Origin of the sequence: Helicobacter pylori FD535, from assembly GCF_000296015.2 — a bacterium.
In the GTDB taxonomy this organism is placed as follows: domain Bacteria; phylum Campylobacterota; class Campylobacteria; order Campylobacterales; family Helicobacteraceae; genus Helicobacter; species Helicobacter pylori_CT.
Window position 1 is genome coordinate 1 of record NZ_AKHP02000067.1, and the last position, 20,422, is coordinate 20,422.

Sequence of the window (20,422 nt, forward strand, 5' to 3'; positions counted from 1 at the left end):
TAACCCCCTAAAAACTATAAACATAACTCACATTAAACATGACAAGGCGTTTAAAAAACAAAGAAGTGTTCAACCCTTTGCCATGCGTTTCATAAAAAGAATTGACCGCTAAAGGGATTTTCAAGCCCATTTCAAATCCGTTATGCCTATTGACATTCACACGAACCCCAAAATTCAAAGGGATCTGGAAAAAACTCGTGTGCATTTTGGCCTGATAATTCGTCAAATAATTGTTGATAAAATCCGTTTGGCTCACCCACATGCTCAAACCACTCCCTACCCACGAACTCCCCGCTAAAGCAAAGCCCGCATAAAAACCCACGCTAGAATGTTTTTGTGAATTATCAATGAAATTATAAAGATAATCTATTCCAAGCCCATAGAGGTGGTTGTTCATTTTGCCTAAACCATCAAAGCCGTTACCCACAAAACCAAAATTAGTGTAACCATAGTCATAGAACAAGTAATAGCGCAACCCTTGATTTTTTTTCTTGGTGAAGAAATGCTTATAACCTACGCTCAAAGCTACCCCATACATGCTTGAAATGTTTTTAGAATAAGAGTTGGGATCCAGCGCGTTTAGGGAATTTGAAATTGCAGCGGTTTGAGAAGATAAAGAAGAAAGCATGTTGTTTTGGGATTGGGTGAATTGCAATTCTAAATTTTTTAAGTTTTTTTCAAATTCTAAAGGGTTAGTGGTGGGTTCTTGTATTTTTTCTAACGCTTGGACTAATTGGGGGTTAGATGAAACGCCACCGCTAATCATCACTATTTTTCCAATATTTTCAAAGGTGGATTGGAGGTAGTATTTCTCGGCTTGGATTTCAGTGGGGGTTAATTTGGAGTTGTTTTTTAAAGCGTTGTTGATGTAGTTAAAGGTGTTTTGCATGCTGGTGATTTCATTTTTGACTTGATTGAGCTTATTAATTTTATTTTGAGCGTTAGAAATGGTTTTAATGCGTTCTTGATTCAAAAAGGGGTTGTTGTGTTGGATGGCATGACTGATAGAATATTCAAAACCCACGCTCGCATACGCCCCATTTTCTTCAGCAATACAAAAAGATAAAAATAAAGGTAGAAAGAATGATGAATGTAATAAGGCTTTTGGAAATTGCATGGTTGATCCTAATCAAAAATAATCTCAATCATACACTAATTTTAACAGAAAAAAGTGAAACCATTTTTAAGCCATTTTTGAATACAATAAGCGTATTTTATTTTTAAGGTTAGAACAATGAGTTTGATCGTTACGCGCTTCGCTCCATCGCCCACTGGCTATCTCCACATAGGAGGCTTAAGAACAGCCATTTTCAATTATCTTTTTGCACGAGCCAATCAAGGAAAATTTTTTTTACGCATTGAAGACACGGATTTGAGCCGTAACTCTATAGAAGCGGCTAACGCCATTATAGAGGCTTTCAAATGGGTAGGGCTAGAATACGATGGAGAAATCCTTTATCAATCCAAACGCTTTGAAATTTATAAAGAATACATCCAAAAACTCTTAGATGAAGACAAAGCCTATTACTGCTACATGAGTAAAGATGAGTTGGACGCTTTGAGAGAAGAACAAAAGGCCAGGAAAGAAACCCCACGCTATGACAATCGTTATCGTGATTTTAAAGGCACGCCCCCTAAAGGCATAGAGCCTGTGGTAAGGATTAAAGTCCCACAAAATGAGGTGATTGGTTTTAATGACGGGGTTAAAGGCGAAGTGAAAGTGAATACTAACGAATTAGACGATTTTATTATCGCACGAAGCGATGGAACGCCCACTTATAACTTTGTGGTTACCATTGATGACGCTTTAATGGGGATTACTGATGTGATTAGAGGCGATGATCACCTTTCTAACACCCCTAAACAAATCGTTCTCTATAAGGCTTTAAATTTTAAAATCCCTAATTTTTTCCATGTGCCGATGATTTTGAATGAAGAAGGGCAAAAATTAAGCAAACGCCATGGGGCCACTAATGTGATGGACTATCAAGAAAGGGGCTATCTTAAGGAAGCTTTAGTGAATTTTTTAGTGCGTTTGGGGTGGAGCTATCAAGATAAAGAGATTTTTAGCATGCAAGAATTGCTAGAATTATTTGATCCTAAAGATTTGAATTCTTCGCCCAGTTGCTTCAGCTGGCACAAGCTTAATTGGCTCAACGCTCACTATTTAAAAAACCAAAGCGCGCAAGAATTGTTAAAACTTTTAAAGCCTTTTAGTTTTAGCGATCTCTCGCATTTAAACCCCACCCAATTAGATCGCTTGTTGGACGCCCTCAAAGAAAGATCTCAAACTTTAAAAGAATTAGCCCTTAAAATAGATGAGGTTTTAATCGCTCCTGTGGAGTATGAAGAAAAGGTTTTGAAAAAGCTCAATCAAGCGCTCGTTATGCCCTTGTTAGAAAAGTTTAAGCTGGAATTAAAAGAAGCCAATTTCAACGATGAAAGCGCGCTAGAAAACGCCATGCACCAAATCATTGAAGAAGAAAAGATTAAAGCGGGTAATTTTATGCAGCCTTTAAGATTGGCCCTTTTGGGTAAGGGGGGCGGGATAGGCCTTAAAGAAGCGCTTTTTATTTTAGGCAAAACAGAGAGCGTCAAAAGAATAGAAAAGTTTTTGAAAAACTAAAAGATTGGCTCTGTTTTCATTGAACGCTAATCATAAAAGAGTTTGATTTTAGCGGTTTTTAAACAACTCCTTTTGAAAAATAAGAGGGCTTTAATGGGAAAATGAAAAAAATATTTCTAAAATTTTTTGCCCTAATTGAAATCAAGCTTAAAAGTTGGGTTCAGACAATCTTTTGGCAAACTGATCGTTTGAGGAATGACCTCATAATGGCAGTAATTTTCATCTTCAAAGAGAGGTTTTATCAACAAGCGGTTTGAAAAAAGCCGATTTTCTTGATTAGGTTCAATAACGCCATTGTTTAAAAAGAGGAAAGTTTGCGCGAGTTTGGTTATTTCATTGGGGTTATGGCTTACCAATAACACGCTTAAATTTTCACGCTTGATAAAATCAAGCAAACCTTGTTGCACTTCGTTTTTTAAGGCGTTATCTAGGGCGTTTAAAGGCTCATCTAAAAGCAATAGATTTTTGGCTGCGATTAAAGCTCTTGCTAAAGCGACTCGTTGGGCTTGCCCGCCAGAGAGTTGAAGAATTTTTTGCTGGCTTAGATTTTCTAAACGCATTAAGCGTAACACTTCGTGGATTTTATTTGTATCTTTAGGGTGGGCAAAGGCGATGTTTTGATACACGTTTAAATGAGGGAATAGGGCGTAATCTTGAAACACAAAGCCGATTTTTCGTTGTTGTGGTTTTAAAAAAATCTTTTTTTGAGTGTCTAGCCACACTGAATGATTGACTTCAATATAGCCGCTACTCACCGCTTCAAGCCCCGCTAAAATGCGTAAAATCGTGCTTTTACCCGCTCCCGATTCTCCTAATAAAGCGACAACTTCCGCTTCTTTAATTTCTAAGTCTATATTCAAATCAAACGCGCCCCTAGATCCTAAAAGGTGTTTTTTAAACCGCACTTTTATCATAAAAACGAGCTTTGTTTTTTATTCAAAAATAGGGTAACAAACAAGAGACTAAAACTGATAAGCGTGAGCGTTAAGGCGTATTGATGGGCTTTAGGGTAATTGAGAGCTTCAGTTTCGTTAAAAATCGCAATACTAGCCACTCTTGTTTCCCCTAATATATCACCCCCAAGCATCACCACCACGCCAAATTCACCGATAGTGTGCGTGAAAGTGGTAATGATAGCCATCAACACACTGGGTTTAATGTTAGGGAGTAGGACAAAAAAAAGGGTGTAATATTCCCCCTTACCCAAGCTATAACTGGCTTCTTTTAAAGAAGCGGGCAAGGAAATTAACGCGCTTTTAATAGGGCTTACCATAAAGGGTAAGGAAAAAATCACACTCCCTAAAATAAGCCCTTGGAAACTAAAAACAAGTTTCACATTTAATACATCTTGTAAAAACGCTCCCAAAAAAGAAGAAGGCGAAAAAATTAAAAGAAGATAAAACCCTAGCACGCTTGGGGGTAAAACTAAAGGCATATACACAAGCGTTTCTGTTAAGCTCATTAAAAGATTGCGTTTAAGGCTTAAAAAATAGCCTAAAAAAATCCCTATAGGGAGTAAAATAAGGGTGGTAATCAAAGCTAAAGAAAAGCTCAAACGCATGGTAATCAAAAACTCATGATCCATTGTTCGCCTTTTTTATGCGTTTCAATCCACAATATAGCCGTATTCTTTAAAGACAGCTCTAGCTTTAGGGCTGAATAAAAAATCTTTAAAAACTTTGGCTAAAGGGTTATTAGCCCCATTTTTAGTGGTGATCAAAGCTTGTTCAATAGGGTTATAAAGGGCTTTATCAATGATGAAATAAGAGAGGTTTTTATCTTTTTTATCCATCAAGGATAACGCTCCAAAGCCTATTTGAGCGTTTTTAGTAGCGACAAATTGATGGGCTTGAGAAATAGAAGCGCCATAAATGATTTTAGATTTAAGACTAGAAGTGAGTTTTAAATGATCTAAGACTTCCATACTGGCTTTTCCATAGGGGGCTAGTTTAGGATTAGCCATAGCGATATATTTAATTTTAGGGTCTTTAAGAATTTCTAAAGAATCCATTTTTAGATTTTCGCTCCACAAAACCAACACGCCTTTAGCATAGACTTCTTCTTTAAAAGGGGTTATTTTTTCATCATGAAGCTTTTTAGGTCTAGCAATATCTGCTGAAATGAATAAATCAAAAGGGGCGTTTTGAGCGATTTGAGCGTAGAGTTTTCCTGAAGAATTAAAACTAATACTAATAGCGTCTTTTGGGTGTTCTTTTTGAAATTCTTTAACAAGGGCTTTTAAAGCGCGTGTAAGGTTAGTAGCAGCAGCGATTTTTAAATCCTGTGCCAACAGAGCACTTGAAAAAAATACGATTAAAAAGGCAAACGCTTTGAAAGTATTTTTCATAGAACTCCCTTTGATTAAATGATTGAAGTTGGTGATTATACCTATTTGTATCTTAAAAATTTGTATTTTAAAAGTTTGAGGTGGTTTTGTGGGTGTATCCCGCTTATGCCTATTCAATTAATATTTTAAGATCTAAAAATCTCATCTTTGATAAAAAATTAAATCTTTTAGAAAAATAACCGATTTTAGGGTGTAACTTTAATTCAACAAGAAGGATTTATTATGATTAAAAGAATTGCTTGTATTTTAAGCTTGAGCGCGAGTTTAGCGCTCGCTGGCGAAGTGAATGGGTTCTTTATGGGTGCGGGTTATCAGCAAGGTCGTTATGGTCCTTATAACAGCAATTACTCTGATTGGCGCCATGGCAATGATCTTTATGGTTTGAATTTCAAATTAGGTTTTGTAGGCTTTACCAATAAGTGGTTTGGGGCTAGGGTGTATGGCTTTTTAGACTGGTTTAACACTTCAGGGACTGAACACACCAAAACCAATTTGCTCACCTATGGTGGCGGTGGCGATTTGATTGTCAATCTCATTCCTTTGGATAAATTCGCTCTGGGTCTCATCGGTGGCGTTCAATTAGCCGGAAACACTTGGATGTTCCCTTATGATGTCAATCAAACGAGATTCCAGTTCTTATGGAATTTAGGCGGAAGAATGCGCGTTGGGGATCGCAGTGCGTTTGAAGCGGGCGTGAAATTCCCTATGGTTAATCAGGGCAGTAAAAATGTAGGGCTTATCCGCTACTATTCTTGGTATGTGGATTATGTCTTTACTTTCTAATCCGTTCTTTCATTCGCTCTTCTTCATCAAATTAAACCCTAGCCAACTCTTAAAAGGTTGGGGTTCAAAAATCTTTTTCATAAATAGAAAGTTTGCCTTAACGCAGTATAATCCTAGCGTTTTGATTTTTATTTTACTCAATAGAGTGTTTGGCGTTTGCGTTTGAATACGGGTTTAGTAAGATTTAAATAATAAATTACTTATATATATTTGATAGATATTATTTTATTCAATAGCGTTATTTAATGGCTCAATTTAATAGGATAGTTTCGCTTTGATTTCTTTAAAACAAATCGATTCTACTGGGGAAAGGTTTTTATGGAAAACAGCACACTTTATATTGTTATTGCTGGCTTATGGCTTGCCGTAGGCTTTGGGATCTTTTTAAAGAAATTAGACATGCCTGTTATCATTGGTTACATTTGCACAGGAACGGTTTTAGCGGCTTTTTTTAAAATTAATGATTTTAATTTGTTGTCTGATATTGGTGAATTTGGTATCGTCTTTTTAATGTTTATGATAGGCATTGAGTTTAATTTTGACAAGCTCAAATCCATCAAACAAGAAGTGCTGGTTTTTGGGCTTTTACAAGTCGTTTTATGCGCTTTAATCGCTTTTTTATTGGGGTATTTTGTTTTGGGTCTTTCGCCCATTTTTTCCCTTGTTTTAGGCATGGGGCTTTCGCTCTCTTCAACCGCTATTGTGCTGAAATTCTTTGAAGATTCCAAACAGCTTAGCACGCCTATGGGAAAGAGCGCGGTGGGGATTTTGATTTTCCAAGATATTGCAGCCATTCCCATGCTTTTAATTCTCACCATTCTAGGCAGTAAAGATTCTAATGTTAATTTACTCATTCTTAAAACCTTTATTTCAGCAGGGATTATTTTAGTTCTTTTATTATTGCCTGGAAAAAAAGGGGCTAATCTCATCTTAGAGCAAGCAAAAGACACGCGCTTGCCTGAAATTTTTATAGGCACGATTTTAGTGATTGTTTGCAGCGCGGCGGGGTTGAGCCATTTTTTTGGGTTTTCTATGTCTTTAGGAGCGTTCATTGTGGGCATGGCCATTTCTAAATCGCGCTATAAAATCAATGTCCAAGAAGAATTCGCGCAATTAAAAAACCTCTTCTTAGCCCTTTTTTTCATTACGATAGGGATGCAAATTAATGTGAATTTCTTTATAGAGAAGTTCTTTGTTGTCATCTTTTTACTCATTTTAGTGATGGGTTTTAAGACGGCTATCATTTATGCGCTTTTGCGTTTTTTTAGAGACGCTAAAACTGCCATAAAAACCGCTCTTTCTTTGGCGCAAATCGGGGAGTTTTCTTTTGTCATTTTTTTAAATTCAGGCTCACACCAGCTCTTTAATTTGCAAGAAAAAAAAGGGATTCTTGGTTTTTTACACCAAAAAAATATCTTAAATATCGCTCAAAATGACATCCACCAACTCCTTATCCTCATGGTGGTCTTTTCTATGTTGGCAACCCCTTTTATCTTAAAATACCTAGAATCCATCGCTCAATTCATTTTGCACCAAAAGAGCCAAGAAAATGAGCCGGCTAAAAAATAATTGGCGTAAAAACCAAATGATAAGTTTGCTTGTATTGTCAGTGTTATGTTAAAATACGAGCGTATTGAACTCAAACTATTAAATAAAGGGGGCTTTTATGAAAGAGCAAGAATGGGATTTAAGCGCTTTATTTGAAAATAAAGAAAGCGCAGAAGAATTTTTAAAAACCTTACAAACAGAAGCGCAAGAATTTGAGAGCGCTTATCAAAATAACCTTAAGAATTTAGACGCTACAGGATTTGCCAACGCTCTTAAACATTACGAAAATTTGTCAGAAAAAATCTCTAGGGTGATGGCTTACGCTCAATTACTTTTTGCTAAGAATACCAAAGAAGCGAAGTTTTATTCGCAATGCGAAATGGCTTGCGCGAATATCCAACAACACCTTTTATTCTTTGAAATTGAATTTAAAAATCTAGACGCCAAAAAACAGCTCGCTTTCATTAAAAAATGCAAAGACCATGCTTTTTATTTGAACAATCTCATAGAAAGGAAAAAGCACACCTTAAATTTAGACGAAGAAAAGATCGCTCTAGCCCTTTCACCTGTGGGAGTGGGCGCGTTTAGCCGTCTTTTTGATGAGCATTTTTCTTCTTTGAAAATCCCTTTTGAAGAGCAAAATTTAAGCGAGGAAGAAATTTTAGCCCTCTTGCACAACCCCAAACGCAAGATCCGTAAAAAATCTCAAAAAGCTTTCAGCAAAGCGTTAGAAAAATCTCGCCCTTTACTCACTTACATTTTAAACATGGTGCGTAAAGATTTGCTCATTGAAACCAGGCTGAGAAAATACGATAAAAAAGAGAGTTTCCGCCACATTGACAACCAGATCTCGCAAGAGAGCGTGGATAGCATGATAGAGATTGTGAACGCTAATTTTTCTTTAGTGCATCGTTACTACCATCAAAAAGCGCAAATTTTAGGGCATAAACTCAAAGACTACGATCGCTACGCCCCTTTAAGCGATGAAAATACCACCATGACTTACTCCCAAGCTTTAGAAGAAGTGCTTAACACCCTTAAAGCTTTCAGCCCAGAATTTCATAAAATCGCTTCTAAAGCAATTAAAGAGGGGTGGGTGGATTCACACCCTAAAGACTTTAAGCAAGGCGGGGCTTTTAGCCATGGCGGGGTGCCTAGCGCTCACCCTTATGTGCTGTTAAACTACACAGGAAACCGCCGAGACGCTTTCACTATCGCCCATGAATTTGGGCATATGATCCACCAAGAATTGTCCAAAAAACAAGGCGTATTGAACATGGATACGCCCTTAACCACAGCAGAAACCGCTTCTGTCTTTTCTGAAATGCTGTTTTTTGAGCATTTAAAAAAGGGTTTAAAATCTGACGAACTCCTTTTCATGCTTTCAGGCAAGCTAGAGGATATTTTTTCTACCCTTTTTAGGCAAGTGGTGATGACTAATTTTGAAAGAAGAATCCATGAAATTGATGAAGAATTAGACACCAAAGATTTTGATCGAATCTGGTTTGAAGAAAATCAAAGAATGTTTGAAAAGAGCGTGAAACTCACTAAAAACTACCATTTGTGGTGGAGCTATATCCCCCATTTTATCCATTCGCCTTTTTATTGCTACGCTTATAGTTATGGGCAGCTTTTAACTTTGGCGCTTTATGGGCTTTATAAAAAAAGCGACGCTAAAGAGTTTGTTAAAACTTACACGGAATTTTTGAGCTTAGGAGGGTCAAAAAGCCCTAAAGAATTAGTGTCCATGTTTGGTTTTGACATTGATAGCAAAGAATTTTGGGAAATTGGCATGCAAGAGGTGCGTCATTTGTTAGAAGAATTTGAAAGGTTGCTCGCATGCAAAGAGAATTAAGGCTTTTAAACAACAAGCATTGCATTGAATACTTGCAATTTCTGTCCAAAAACCATTTGAGTTTCAACCTTTTGTGCGAAAGAGATGCGATTGATTTTTCCCCCAAGCTCCCTAAAGAAATTCATGAAAAATTCGGTGCGTTAGTGCTGTTTGTTTTAGCCGGATACACCTTAGAAAGCTTGATGGTTGATGCAAAAAGCGTGCAGTTTGAAGCTGGATTTGGCCCTAATAACATTGGCAGTGTGGTTCAAGTGGAACTTCCTGGCATCATTCAAATCCTTATCAAAGAAAAAAATGAAAATGCCGTTTTATTCAATCGTTGCGATTCGCTTGAGTTGTTTCAAAAAGAAGAGCCAATCACGCAAGAGCCAAAAAAAGACGAGCGGGAGTCTAAAGAATGGCTGGATTCTAAAGAGGCCCTTTTTTCCAATTCCAAAAACCGCGCGATTTTAGAAAATCTGCACAAAAGCTAAAGGAATCATTGATGAGCGTTTTGAAATTGCATGTGAAAGTCTTTCGTTTTGAAACCAACAAAGATTACAACCCTGCTTATGAGTCTTATTTTTTAGAATACCAAGAAGATCAATACCTTTTGGATCTTTTAAAACAACTCAAAGGCGTGAGCTATAATGAAAATATCGCGCTTAAAATCAACCAAATTGCGGTGTTTGAAGACGCTAAAGTGAGCGATTTGGTGGCGTTTTTTTCTAAAGAGTGGGTGCTAGATCCCCTATCCAAACGATACGCTTTAAAAGACTTAATGATTGATGAAAAGGCGGTTTTAAAAAACTATGAAGATTTTTTCAAACAAGTCCCCTACATCACTAAAGGCGAAAAAGAAGAATTAGAAAAGTTTATTCAAATCAATTTTATCAACCCCCAAACCAACCCTAAATATCTGGGCGATGGCTTTTTCTTGTATGTTAAATGGCTGATGAAACGCTACCCTACAGAGCGCAACCGGTTATTAGAGATGATTTCTCAGCCTGAAAGCGGCGTGATGAATTTTTTAAGCGTGGCGCATTACCTCTATAAAAACGATGACAACATTGACCATGAAATCTATGAGTTGCAAGAAATCCTAACCAATTCCAAAATCAAGCCATGGAAAGATTTTTCTAAAAACCTTTTAAGCCTTTTTCAATACAACTCTAACCCCCCTAAAACGCCTAACCCCCCTAAAACTTGTGCGCTCTTTAACGCTTATGCGAAGCATTTAGACGCGCAAGCGCTCCTAAAAAGCGCTAAGCTCTATTTAGAAAAAATGGGGCAAAAAATCATTGATCTGCCTTTTTGCTATGATGGAGGCTATTATGGGAAGATTATAAGCACGCATGATTTCCTTACCGCTTCTGCGTATAATCTGGCTCTAGCCAAAGCCAATGGTGTTTCGCTCATTTTTTGCGAAGAAGATGCGTATTTGAATATCTTGCATGCTAAAGAAGTTTTAGACAACAACCCTGAAATCATCGACTCCGTCAATGAAAAATTGAAAAAATACCAGCTTGTTTATGAAAAAGGCGTTGAGGTGGTCTATCTTAATGAGTGGGTTAATGAATTTTTGGCATGGGAATTGAAAAGCCCTTTTGAGGCGTTTTTAGGGGCTGAATTTTCCCGCATTAAACAAAGCGATCATTTTTTCAATAAAATCCGTTTGAAAGCCCCCCGTTTTTTAGAGTCTTTTCAAAATTACGCCCCCCTTTTAGAAGTCAATGAAGAAAGCGGCTTGCTCCAGTGCGCGCATTTACGCTATTTAGGGATTGATTTGGGGGCGGATTTTTTAATCGCGCATTCTTTAGGGCTTTTTTACGCTTTTGAAAATTTAGGCTTAAAAGCTTCAAAGGTTTATAAAAGAGATAATGACAACACCCCCACTTTATTTTTACCTCAAATCGCACTAATGGCTATGGGGGAAAAAAACGCGCAAGCTTTAGGGCTTGATGCACATTATCACAAGGTTACTTTCATTTAAAATGAACGCTTTTTTAAAACTCGCACTCGCTTCTTTGATGGGAGGGCTTTGGTATGCTTTCAATGGCGAAGGCTCTGAGATTATCGCCATAGGGATTTTTTTATTGATTTTGTTTGTTTTTTTCATCCGCCCTGTGAGTTTCCAAGACCCAGAAAAACGAGAAGAATATATAGAACGGCTTAAAAAAAACCATGAGAGGAAAATGATCTTACAAGACAAGCAAAAAGAAGAACAAATGCGTCTTTATCTGGCCAAAAAAGAGCGAGAGAGTAGGCAAAAACAAGACCTTAAAGAACAAATGAAAAAATACTCATAAAGGAAAAAAATGGAAATCATTTTATTAATTGTTGCGGCGGTTGTGTTGTTTTATTTTTACAACACCCTCAAAGAATATTTGAAAAACCCCCTAAACCCTAAAACCAAAACCGAAGAATACGACTTGAAAAATGACCCCTATTTGTTGGTGCAATCTAGCCCCCTAGACAAATTCAAGCAAACCCAAACGGGCGCGTATATGCGTCTTTTAAAGTTTTTAGACATTCAAAAAAACGCTTTGGATAACGCCTTAAGAACGCTTTTTATCAATGAATTAGAGCAGCCCTTAAACAGCGAACAGCAAAATTTAGCCAAAGAGCTTCTCAATGAGCCTATAGATAAAAAAGAAAATTTTGAATCCTTATGCCAAGAAATCGCTGAGCACACGCATGGGGAATACACCAAACGCTTAAAATTAGTGGAATTTCTTATGTTGTTAGCCTATGCTGATGGGATTTTGGATAGTAAAGAAAAAGAATTGTTTTTAGATGTGGGGGCGTTTTTGCAAATAGACAATCAGGATTTTAACGAGCTTTATGATAATTTTGAACGCTTCAATTCCATAGAAATCCCTATGTCTTTAGAAGAAGCAAAAAATCTTTTTGAAATCCAAACTAACGCCACCAGGCAAGATTTAGAGGAAAAAGCCCTAAATTTAAGCGCCCCCTACTACCATAAAATGAATGACAACAAACGCTACAGCGAACAAGATTTTATCTCTTTGAAAAAAATCGCCCTCGCTTCCCAACTCTTAGAAAATGGTTTAAAAGACTCCTAAGGGGTCTTATGAAAAAGGCTGTTGAATGCCCTTTTTAAAAGCCCTAGAATCGTTTGATGCGCCCTTTTTAGAAAAAGAAATTTCAAAGCGTTTTAGGGATAATTTAGTTTTTTTCAAATCTTATAACCCCAATCTTTTTAACGCTCTCAATACGCCTTTTAAAAATTACCAATTGCTTTTTGAAAAAAACCACTTCAATCTCTTACACACGCCAACAAACGCTTTAAGCTACCCTAAAAACCAAATGATAGAAATCGCTTTTAACATGGCTTTTAACCCCTTGAATAATCCCAGATGGTCATTAGACAATAACCACCTCTCTTTAAATTATTTAAAAACTCAAAACAACCCCAAACTCCCCCTAACCCTTAAAGCCACGCATGCGATCTCAAACTTTTTAAATCATTATCAAACGCCTTGCTCTTTAGAGAAATTCTTACCCCCTACCATGATTTATGGCGTCTTAGACGGCTTGTTTTTGGCCATTTTACAGGCTCAAAATTACCGCTTCCATTCGCTTTATTTGTTTGAAGAAAATTTAGATTTGTTTAAAATCAGCTGTTATTTTACGCGTTATGAAGATTTGATTACAAAAGGGGCTAAACTCTTTATTCAAGGGTTTTTTAACCCCAATGAATTAAAAATGGATTTTTTGAAACGCCCTGTCACGCATTCTTTTTTAAAGCTAGAAATCATGCCCTATAAAAGCACTTTTAATTCACGCATGCGAGAAACCATTCAAAGCTATTACAAACAAGCTTTAAGGGGTTGGGGGAGTTTTGAAGATGAATTACTGGGATTAAAAAACACGCTTAAAAACTTACCCTTATACAAAACCCTAAAAACCAAACCTAAAAAGATTAACGCTCCCATTTGCGTGGTGGGTAACGGGCCAAGTCTGGATTTATTGTTGGATTTTTTAAAAGAAAATGAAGATCATTTCATTATTTTTTCATGCGGAACCGCTTTAAAGCCTTTAAAAACGCATGGCGTTAAAGTGGATTTTCAAATAGAAGTGGAGCGCACAGACTATCTTAAAGAGGTTTTAGAAAAAGCCCCCCTAGAAGACACCCCCTTAATGGGGGCTAACATGCTCAATCCTAACGCTTTTAATTTAGCCAAAGAAGCGTTAATGTTTATGCGTGGGGGGAGCGCTTGCGCGTATATAAGCCCTTTAAGCATAGAATACGCAGCGCCTTTTGTAGGCAATGCCGGGGTGGCTTTAGCGAGTTTGATGAGCGATGAGATTTATTTGTGTGCTTTAGATTGCGCTTACATTAAAGGGTTTAAAAAGCACGCTCAAAATTCCTATTATGAAAATGAAAAAGAAATTGACACCTCGTCTTTAATCAGCGTAGAGGGTAATTTTAAGGGTTATGAAACTTTTAGCGACTCGCTTTTTTTGCTCTCTAAAGAAAGGATTGAAGAAGCCCTTCATTATTACCAGCCTAAAAAAGTCTATAATTTAAGTTATGGGGCTAAAATCAAGCATGCTGTTAGCCTCAACCGCTCTCAAGTAAGATTGAAACAATCCAACAAACAAGAAGCTACCGCTCGCATTAAAAGCATGTTTAGCCCTAGAAGTAATCATGCTAAGGATTTAAACAATTTACAAAAAAATCTGATTCGTTTTAAAGAGGATTTTTTCACGCGTTTAAACACGCCCTGTAAAACCAAGCAAGAAATATTTGAATGGGTGGATAGCTTGAGTGGATTTTGCCAAACAACAAGCGCTAAAACCCCCACTATAGGCATTTTATTTGAAGGGAGTATCGCTCATATCTTACAAAGCGTATTAATTGTTTCATTGCATCTTAAAGAAAATGAGCTCACGCGTTTTATCAAATTCTCTCAAAACGCCTTAAAACAATTCCTTAAAAAAGCTTGTTTGTTATTGCAAATGCGACTCAAACAACCATGATTTTTATTTTTACATTATAATAACAACCTTAAATCAAAGGGGTGTTCATGCCGCACAATGAAATCACAAGGGTTCAAGTCCCTGCCTTAATGCATTTAGCCAAGTTGGGCTATGATTTTATTAATTCTAAAGAAAATAAGCCCAACCTAGACACGGACACTAATATCTTAACAGATAGTTTCACTCAAGCGTTTAAGCGGTTAAACCGCACTAAAAACGCACAAGATTCGCTTGCTGAAATGAAAAAACGCTTGAATTATGATGATTTGGGCAAAAGCTTTTATGAATACTTGCTCAAAAGCGAGAATCAAATCATAGACTTTGACAACCCTAACAACAACCTTTATGAAATGATGGCTGAATTACCCTATAAATCCTTTAGGCCTGACATCACCCTTTTTATCAATGGCTTGCCTTTGGTGAATATAGAAGTTAAACAGCCTTTAGCCGAACAAGGCATTAAAGAAGAAAGAGATCGCCACATCAAACGCTATAAAAACCCCGAAAACAAAGTTTTTTATAACCTTGCGCAAATTTGGCTCTTTAGCGATAACTTGCCCTATGATGAAAAAAACCCCGATCAAGGCGCGTTTTATAGCGCTTCTTATTCCCCCATTTTCCAACGCTTTATTGAAGCTCATAAGCCAGATATTACCCCCCCCCGAAAAAAATCATCAAAATGATCAAGACTATCAAAACCACAGATCGCTTGAAGAAATTCAAAAAAGAATCTTAAACGAATTTAACCTTAAAGACACCGACTGCCTAAAAAGCCCTAAAGACACCCCCACAAACTCCCTTTTAACTTCGTTTTGCTCTCCAAAAAGGCTGTGCTTTATCCTAAAATACGGCATCAGTTTCTTACAAGAAAAATCGGAGTTTAAAAAACACATTTGGCGTTACGCGCAGATGTTTGCGAGCTTGAATGTTTTAAAAGAATTACAAAAACATTATGGAACTAACCCAAACCCCAAAGACCCCCTAAAAGGCATCATTTGGCACACGCAAGGCAGCGGTAAAACCGCTTTAACCTATCATTTAACCAAACTCATAAGAGACTTTTTTAGCCCGCTAGGGAAAAAGACTAAATTTTATTTTATTGTGGATAGGTTGGATTTATTAGAACAGGCCAAAAACGAGTTTTTAAAAAGAGGCCTTTGTGCGCATGAGGCAGAAAATAAAGAGGATTTGAGCCAAAAATTAAAAAGCTCTAGCGTGTTTGAAAACCCTCAAGGGAATGATGAAATCATCGTTGTGAATATCCAAAAATTCAAAGCCCCCAATGAAGAAAAAGCCTCCAATGAAGACCTCTCTAATAGCGCTCCTGAAGAAATCATTTCTAAAAAAGACTTACAAGAATCCATTCAAAACAGCTGCGATTTACAAAGGGTGTTTATCATAGATGAAGCCCACAGAAGCTATGACCCTAAAGGTTGTTTTTACGCTAATTTGATAGAATGCGACAAAACAGCGATTAAAATCGCCCTCACAGGCACGCCCCTATTAGAAGACAATACGCAAGATAAAGCCACTAAAAAAACTTTTGGCAACTACTTACACACCTATTCTTATACCGAATCCATTAAAGACGGACACACCCTAACACTCCAGTTAGAAACCATTGAAGCGAGCTACAAAGAAAAACTACAAGAAATCTATCGCCTTTTACAAGAAAGCGTCATTATTGAAGACATAGAGGTTAAAAAAGAAACGATTTTTAATGATGAAAAATACATTAAAGAAATGCTCTCTTATATCATTAGAGATTTATTGCATTTCAGGAGTTTGAACGATGATGAATCTTTAAAGGCGATGGTGGTTTGTTCTTCAAGCAAGCAGGCCAAATTAGCTAATCTCCTTTTCAATGAAATTCAAGAAAAAGTCTTTCAAGAAAACCCTAACTTAAACATTTTAAACAAACTCAAATCCAGTCTGATTTTGCATGACGAACAAGAAGTCAAAGAAAAGATTTATTCTTTTAAACATGGAGATACGGATATAGTCTTTGTGTTTAACATGCTTTTAACCGGCTTTGATTTACCCAGTCTCAAACGCCTTTATATCCACAGAGAATTAAAAGATCACAATTTACTCCAAGCCCTAGCCAGAGTGAATCGCCCCTATAACAACATGTCTTTTGGCTATCTTATAGATTTTGTAGGGATTCAAGAAAATTTTGACAAAACGACTGATGATTACTTGAAAGAATTAAACCAATTCAACCAAAGCGGTGCCAATAGCGATTCTAATCTCAAAGACATGTTTGCGGATCGTAAGATTTTAGAAGAAGACATTAAAAACGCCTATGACGATCTTTTTGATTACCCCATTGACAATATAGAGGACATGACTAGCGCCATTGTCAGCATGAGCAAAATGGACGAGCTTTTAAAAGTCTCGCGAGCCATTAACACGCTCAAAGAGCGCTACAATTTAATCCGCACTTCTAATGATGAAAAAATCCTTTCATTAAAAGAAAAAATTGATATTGAAAAGATCCATAAAATCTCTTCAATGCTTCATCAAAAAGCCAAACACCTCCATGCGTTAAAAAACATCAATGAGCCTAAAAACCCAAACGATTTAATTATTTTAGAAGACCTCATCGCTCTTTTAGACTTTAAAATAGAGTTTAAAGAACGCAAAGAATTACGCTTTAAAGAACAAGAAGAAATTACCAACAAACAAAAGCAAGCTAAAGAGATTTTAGAAAAAATCCCAGATCAACAAGATAAAGAAATCCAAAAGTTTTACAAAGACTTTTCAAAACTACTCCAAACGCCCGTAACAAGCCAGAATTTTGAAGAAATTTCTCATTCCTTGAGCGCGTTTGTTTCACAACTCAAACAACACAAAGAACAAACCACTCACTTATTAAGCAAATACGATAATGATTTGTCTTATGTGATCACGCATCAGTGCCTTCATAAGCGCCTTATGGAACAAAACATTTCTAAGGGAATTTTCACGCTTTTAAGCGTGCTCAAAAAAGCTCTTGATGCGCGCATTTCTAAGCGTCAAGAAATCTTAGAGGACAAAGATTACCTAGAAAATGCCATAAAAGTAGAATTAAGGGAAGTTTTCAAAAAAAACCCCTCCTTAAAAGATTTAGAAAAAGAAACAGAACTTATCGTTCAAACCCTTTCTAACAACCTCACGCAAAACCATCATCAAGGAAATTTACATGCCTAATAACGCTTTATTGCAAATCAAACAAGACACCCTAAGCCTCATTGATGATTTAAAAGTCATTTGCACGAGTTTTGGTTTAGGGAACGACGGCAACGAATACAAAATCATCACGCAATGCTTTTTGTATAAATTCTTATGCGATAAGTTTGAATTCCTTTTTGAACAAGAATTCCCTAACCAAACGATACAAGATTACAAAGACTTTAACGATGAAGAAAAAGAAGATTTCTTTCTTACCTTAACCGATAAAAGACTCCCCAAACTCTCTTATGATGATCTTTTAAGCTATCTTTTTGAAAAACATTTTAACGATAACGATTTACACCTAAAACTAGACGCTATTTTCAATCGCATTTCCAGTAATAACGCCAAGCTTTTCAACACCACAAGCACGGATAAAACCACTATCGCCTTATTTGAAAGCGTCTCACAATACATTAATGAAGAGTCTAAAAGGGCTAATTTTGCAAGAGCTTTACTAGACAAACTCAAAAATTTTAATTTCAAACAAGCTTTTTTAAACTTACAAAACCAACAAGGCTATGATTTTTTCGCCCCCATTTTTGAATACTTACTCAAAGATTACAATAACGCCGGCGGAGGGAAATACGCCGAATACTACACCCCTTTAAGCATCGCTAGCATCATCGCTAAGCTTTTAATTAATGAACCCACTCAAAGCGTCAAAATCTATGACCCAAGCGCTGGCACAGGAACGCTTTTAATGGCGCTAGCCCACCAAATAGGCACGGATTCTTGCACCCTTTATGCCCAAGACATTTCGCAAAAATCCTTAAGAATGCTCAAACTCAACCTCATTTTAAACGACTTGACCCACTCTTTAGAAAACGCCATTGAGGGAAACACTTTAACCAACCCCTACCATTCTAAAGACCTTAAAGGAAAAATGGATTACATCGTGAGTAACCCCCCTTTCAAGCTGGATTTTTCCAACGAGCATGCCGAGATTTCGCAAAACAAAAACGATTTTTTCTTAGGCGTGCCTAATATCCCCAAAAACGCTAAAGACAAAATGCCCATTTACACGCTCTTTTTCCAGCATTGCTTGAACATGCTTAGTGATAAGGGTAAGGGGGCTATTATCGTGCCAACCGGATTCATTAGCGCTAAAAGCGGGATAGAAAATAAGATTGTCAGGCATTTAGTGGATGAAAGGCTCGTTTATGGGGTGGTTTGCATGCCCAGTCAGGTTTTTGCCAACACCGGCACGAATGTGAGCATCATCTTTTTTAAAAAAACGCCAAGCACAAATGAAGTCATTTTGATTGACGCTTCCAAACTCGGCGAAGAATACACCGAAAACAAAAACAAAAAAACGCGCTTAAGAAAGAGCGATATTGATTTGATTTTAGAAACTTTTCAAAACAAAACCCCAAAAGCGGATTTTTGCGCTCTGGTTTCTTTTGATGAAATCGTAGAAAAAAATTATTCTCTAAACCCCGGGCAGTATTTCATTATAGAAGACACCAGCGAGAAAATAAGCCAAGCAGAGTTTGAAAAATTAATGCAAAAATATTCAAGCGAACTCACAAGCCTTTTTGATGAAAGCCAAAGCTTGCAACAAGAAATTTTAGAAACTTTAAAAGGGGTTAGGTTTGAGTGAGTGGCAAACATTTTATTTAAAAGATTTAGGAAAAATAGTCGGTGGCGCTACCCCATCTACCAATAACCCCAAAAACTACGGCAATAAAATTGCTTGGATTACCCCTAAAGATTTATCCACTTTACAAGGGCGTTACATTAAAAAAGGCAGCCGCAGCATTTCACGCTTAGGATTTAAATCATGCTCTTGTGTGTTACTCCCAAAACATGCCATTTTATTTTCTTCAAGAGCTCCCATAGGTTATGTGGCTATTGCCAAAAAAAGGCTATGCACCAATCAAGGTTTTAAAAGCATTATCCCTAACAAAAAAATTTATTTTGAATTTTTATACTACTTACTCAAATACCATAAGGATAACATCTCTAACATAGGGGGCGGAACTACTTTTAAAGAAGTTTCAGGGGCTACTTTAGGTCTGTTTAAAGTTAAGATACCCCCTACTTATTACGAACAACAAAAAATAGCCCGCACGCTTTCTATCCTGGATCAAAAAATAGAGAACAACCACAAAATCAATGAGCTTTTACACAAAATCCTAAAACTTCTTTATGAGCAATACTTCGTTCGTTTTGATTTTTTAGATGAAAACAACAAACCCTATCAAACCAGCGGCGGAAAAATGAAATTTTCTAAAGAATTAAACCGCCTTATCCCCAACGATTTTGAAGTTAAAACGCTGGGGGAATTAATAACTTGGATTTCCGGAAGTCAGCCACCCAAAAGTTGTCATATATACGAGCATAAAGAGGGTTACATTCGTTTTATACAAAACAGAGATTATAGCTCTAATGATTATATTACATATATTCCTATATCAAAAAATAACAAGATTTGTTATCAATATGATATCATGATAGACAAATACGGAGAGGCCGGAGCCGTGCGTTTTGGACTTCAAGGGGCTTATAATGTTGCCTTAAGTAAAATTAGCGTATTAAATCAATCCATGCAGGAATATATACGCAGTTATCTAAATTCAAAACCTATAAAAAAATATCTTTCTAATGCTTGCATGGCATCTACAAGATCATCACTAAATGAAAATCATATTTATTCTTTAATGCTCCCCATACCACCTATTAATCTATTACAAAAATACGAAAAAATCGCAAAAAATATCATAACAGCTATTATTAAAAACAACCAAGCAACCCAAACCCTAACCGCGCTCAGAGACTTCCTACTCCCCCTACTCCTAAAACAACAAGTCAAACCTGAATAAAAAACCTTATAGTAAAACTCATTTCCTTAAGGGGATAGGGGGGGTATTTTGAAATAACTCTCCCCTACAACCCCCTTAAAATCCCCCTAACCCCCCAAGACCGCCTTAAAAAATTATCGCTTGATTAAAATCAAGCTCTTTACTATTTATTTTTAAAAAATGCTTTTAGCATTTTTTAGGTTTTTGTGTCTAACCTACAACAAACATAAAACCAAAAATAAGCAATAACTAAGAAAACT

18 protein-coding genes and 1 pseudogene are annotated in these 20,422 nt (G+C 36.7%); 15 read left to right on the forward strand and 4 right to left on the reverse strand.

Going from position 1 to position 20,422, the window contains the following annotated elements; genetic code table 11:
- Nucleotides 1-7: 7 nt before the first annotated feature.
- Nucleotides 8-1,117, reverse strand: coding sequence for a Hop family outer membrane protein HopJ/HopK (gene hopJ / locus DV63_RS16540; protein ID WP_001160287.1), 1,110 nt, complete (start codon nt 1,115-1,117; stop codon nt 8-10).
- Nucleotides 1,118-1,234: 117 nt separating this feature from the next.
- Between hopJ and gltX the strand changes: the two genes are divergently transcribed.
- Nucleotides 1,235-2,626, forward strand: a complete 1,392-nt coding sequence (gltX, locus tag DV63_RS16545) for a glutamate--tRNA ligase (RefSeq protein WP_000053236.1) — start codon at nt 1,235-1,237, stop codon at nt 2,624-2,626.
- A gap of 131 nt (nt 2,627-2,757) precedes the next feature.
- Here gltX and DV63_RS0209550 read toward each other — a convergent pair whose 3' ends face one another.
- The 3 genes from DV63_RS0209550 to modA are packed head-to-tail and all read right to left on the reverse strand — an operon-like array spanning nt 2,758 to nt 4,973.
- On the reverse strand, nt 2,758-3,540 hold the full coding sequence (locus DV63_RS0209550; RefSeq protein WP_000598750.1) for an ATP-binding cassette domain-containing protein: 783 nt from the start codon (nt 3,538-3,540) through the stop codon (nt 2,758-2,760).
- Complete coding sequence (gene modB, locus DV63_RS16550) at nt 3,537-4,211, reverse strand: molybdate ABC transporter permease subunit (protein WP_000349403.1); 675 nt, start codon at nt 4,209-4,211, stop codon at nt 3,537-3,539. Before modB ends, DV63_RS0209550 begins: the two co-directional genes overlap by 4 nt.
- Before the next feature lie 21 nt (nt 4,212-4,232).
- Nucleotides 4,233-4,973: a molybdate ABC transporter substrate-binding protein gene (gene modA, locus DV63_RS16555; RefSeq protein ID WP_000798939.1), complete on the reverse strand. Its 741-nt coding sequence runs from the start codon at nt 4,971-4,973 to the stop codon at nt 4,233-4,235.
- Between the two features lie 18 nt (nt 4,974-4,991).
- Between modA and DV63_RS18685 the strand changes: the two are divergent.
- From DV63_RS18685 to DV63_RS16615, 14 genes and pseudogenes are all read left to right on the forward strand, one after another.
- A pseudogene (locus DV63_RS18685) lies at nt 4,992-5,152 on the forward strand (orotate phosphoribosyltransferase).
- 43 nt (nt 5,153-5,195) lie between these two features.
- Complete coding sequence (locus DV63_RS16560) at nt 5,196-5,756, forward strand: outer membrane beta-barrel protein (protein WP_000595778.1); 561 nt, start codon at nt 5,196-5,198, stop codon at nt 5,754-5,756.
- Nucleotides 5,740-5,922, forward strand: a complete 183-nt coding sequence (locus tag DV63_RS18575) for a hypothetical protein (protein ID WP_000055350.1) — start codon at nt 5,740-5,742, stop codon at nt 5,920-5,922. The genes DV63_RS16560 and DV63_RS18575 overlap by 17 nt, the downstream gene beginning before the upstream one ends.
- Before the next feature lie 152 nt (nt 5,923-6,074).
- Nucleotides 6,075-7,325, forward strand: a complete 1,251-nt coding sequence (locus DV63_RS16570; RefSeq protein ID WP_000431975.1) for a cation:proton antiporter domain-containing protein — start codon at nt 6,075-6,077, stop codon at nt 7,323-7,325.
- 97 nt (nt 7,326-7,422) lie between these two features.
- A complete protein-coding gene (locus tag DV63_RS16575) occupies nt 7,423-9,159 on the forward strand; it encodes a M3 family oligoendopeptidase (protein ID WP_020982489.1) in 1,737 nt (578 codons plus the stop codon).
- On the forward strand, nt 9,144-9,632 hold the full coding sequence (locus DV63_RS16580) for a hypothetical protein (protein WP_001188580.1): 489 nt from the start codon (nt 9,144-9,146) through the stop codon (nt 9,630-9,632). The genes DV63_RS16575 and DV63_RS16580 overlap by 16 nt, the downstream gene beginning before the upstream one ends.
- 11 nt (nt 9,633-9,643) lie before the next feature.
- Nucleotides 9,644-11,131, forward strand: a complete 1,488-nt coding sequence (locus DV63_RS16585; protein ID WP_000114703.1) for a DUF5644 domain-containing protein — start codon at nt 9,644-9,646, stop codon at nt 11,129-11,131.
- Nucleotide 11,132: 1 nt separating this feature from the next.
- Nucleotides 11,133-11,447, forward strand: coding sequence for a hypothetical protein (locus tag DV63_RS16590; RefSeq protein WP_014536695.1), 315 nt, complete (start codon nt 11,133-11,135; stop codon nt 11,445-11,447).
- Between the two features lie 9 nt (nt 11,448-11,456).
- A complete protein-coding gene (locus DV63_RS16595) occupies nt 11,457-12,224 on the forward strand; it encodes a TerB family tellurite resistance protein (RefSeq protein WP_000402780.1) in 768 nt (255 codons plus the stop codon).
- A gap of 25 nt (nt 12,225-12,249) precedes the next feature.
- Nucleotides 12,250-14,145, forward strand: a complete 1,896-nt coding sequence (locus DV63_RS16600) for a motility associated factor glycosyltransferase family protein (protein WP_001116304.1) — start codon at nt 12,250-12,252, stop codon at nt 14,143-14,145.
- 47 nt (nt 14,146-14,192) lie between these two features.
- Entirely contained in the window at nt 14,193-14,828 is a 636-nt protein-coding gene (locus DV63_RS18580; RefSeq protein WP_020982490.1) for a type I restriction endonuclease, read from the forward strand.
- A complete protein-coding gene (locus DV63_RS16605; protein WP_238554916.1) occupies nt 14,710-17,337 on the forward strand; it encodes a DEAD/DEAH box helicase family protein in 2,628 nt (875 codons plus the stop codon). The genes DV63_RS18580 and DV63_RS16605 overlap by 119 nt, the downstream gene beginning before the upstream one ends.
- A complete protein-coding gene (locus DV63_RS16610; RefSeq protein WP_001133411.1) occupies nt 17,330-18,961 on the forward strand; it encodes an N-6 DNA methylase in 1,632 nt (543 codons plus the stop codon). Before DV63_RS16605 ends, DV63_RS16610 begins: the two co-directional genes overlap by 8 nt.
- Nucleotides 18,954-20,183: a restriction endonuclease subunit S gene (locus tag DV63_RS16615; protein ID WP_000005955.1), complete on the forward strand. Its 1,230-nt coding sequence runs from the start codon at nt 18,954-18,956 to the stop codon at nt 20,181-20,183. The genes DV63_RS16610 and DV63_RS16615 overlap by 8 nt, the downstream gene beginning before the upstream one ends.
- Nucleotides 20,184-20,422: the final 239 nt, after the last annotated feature.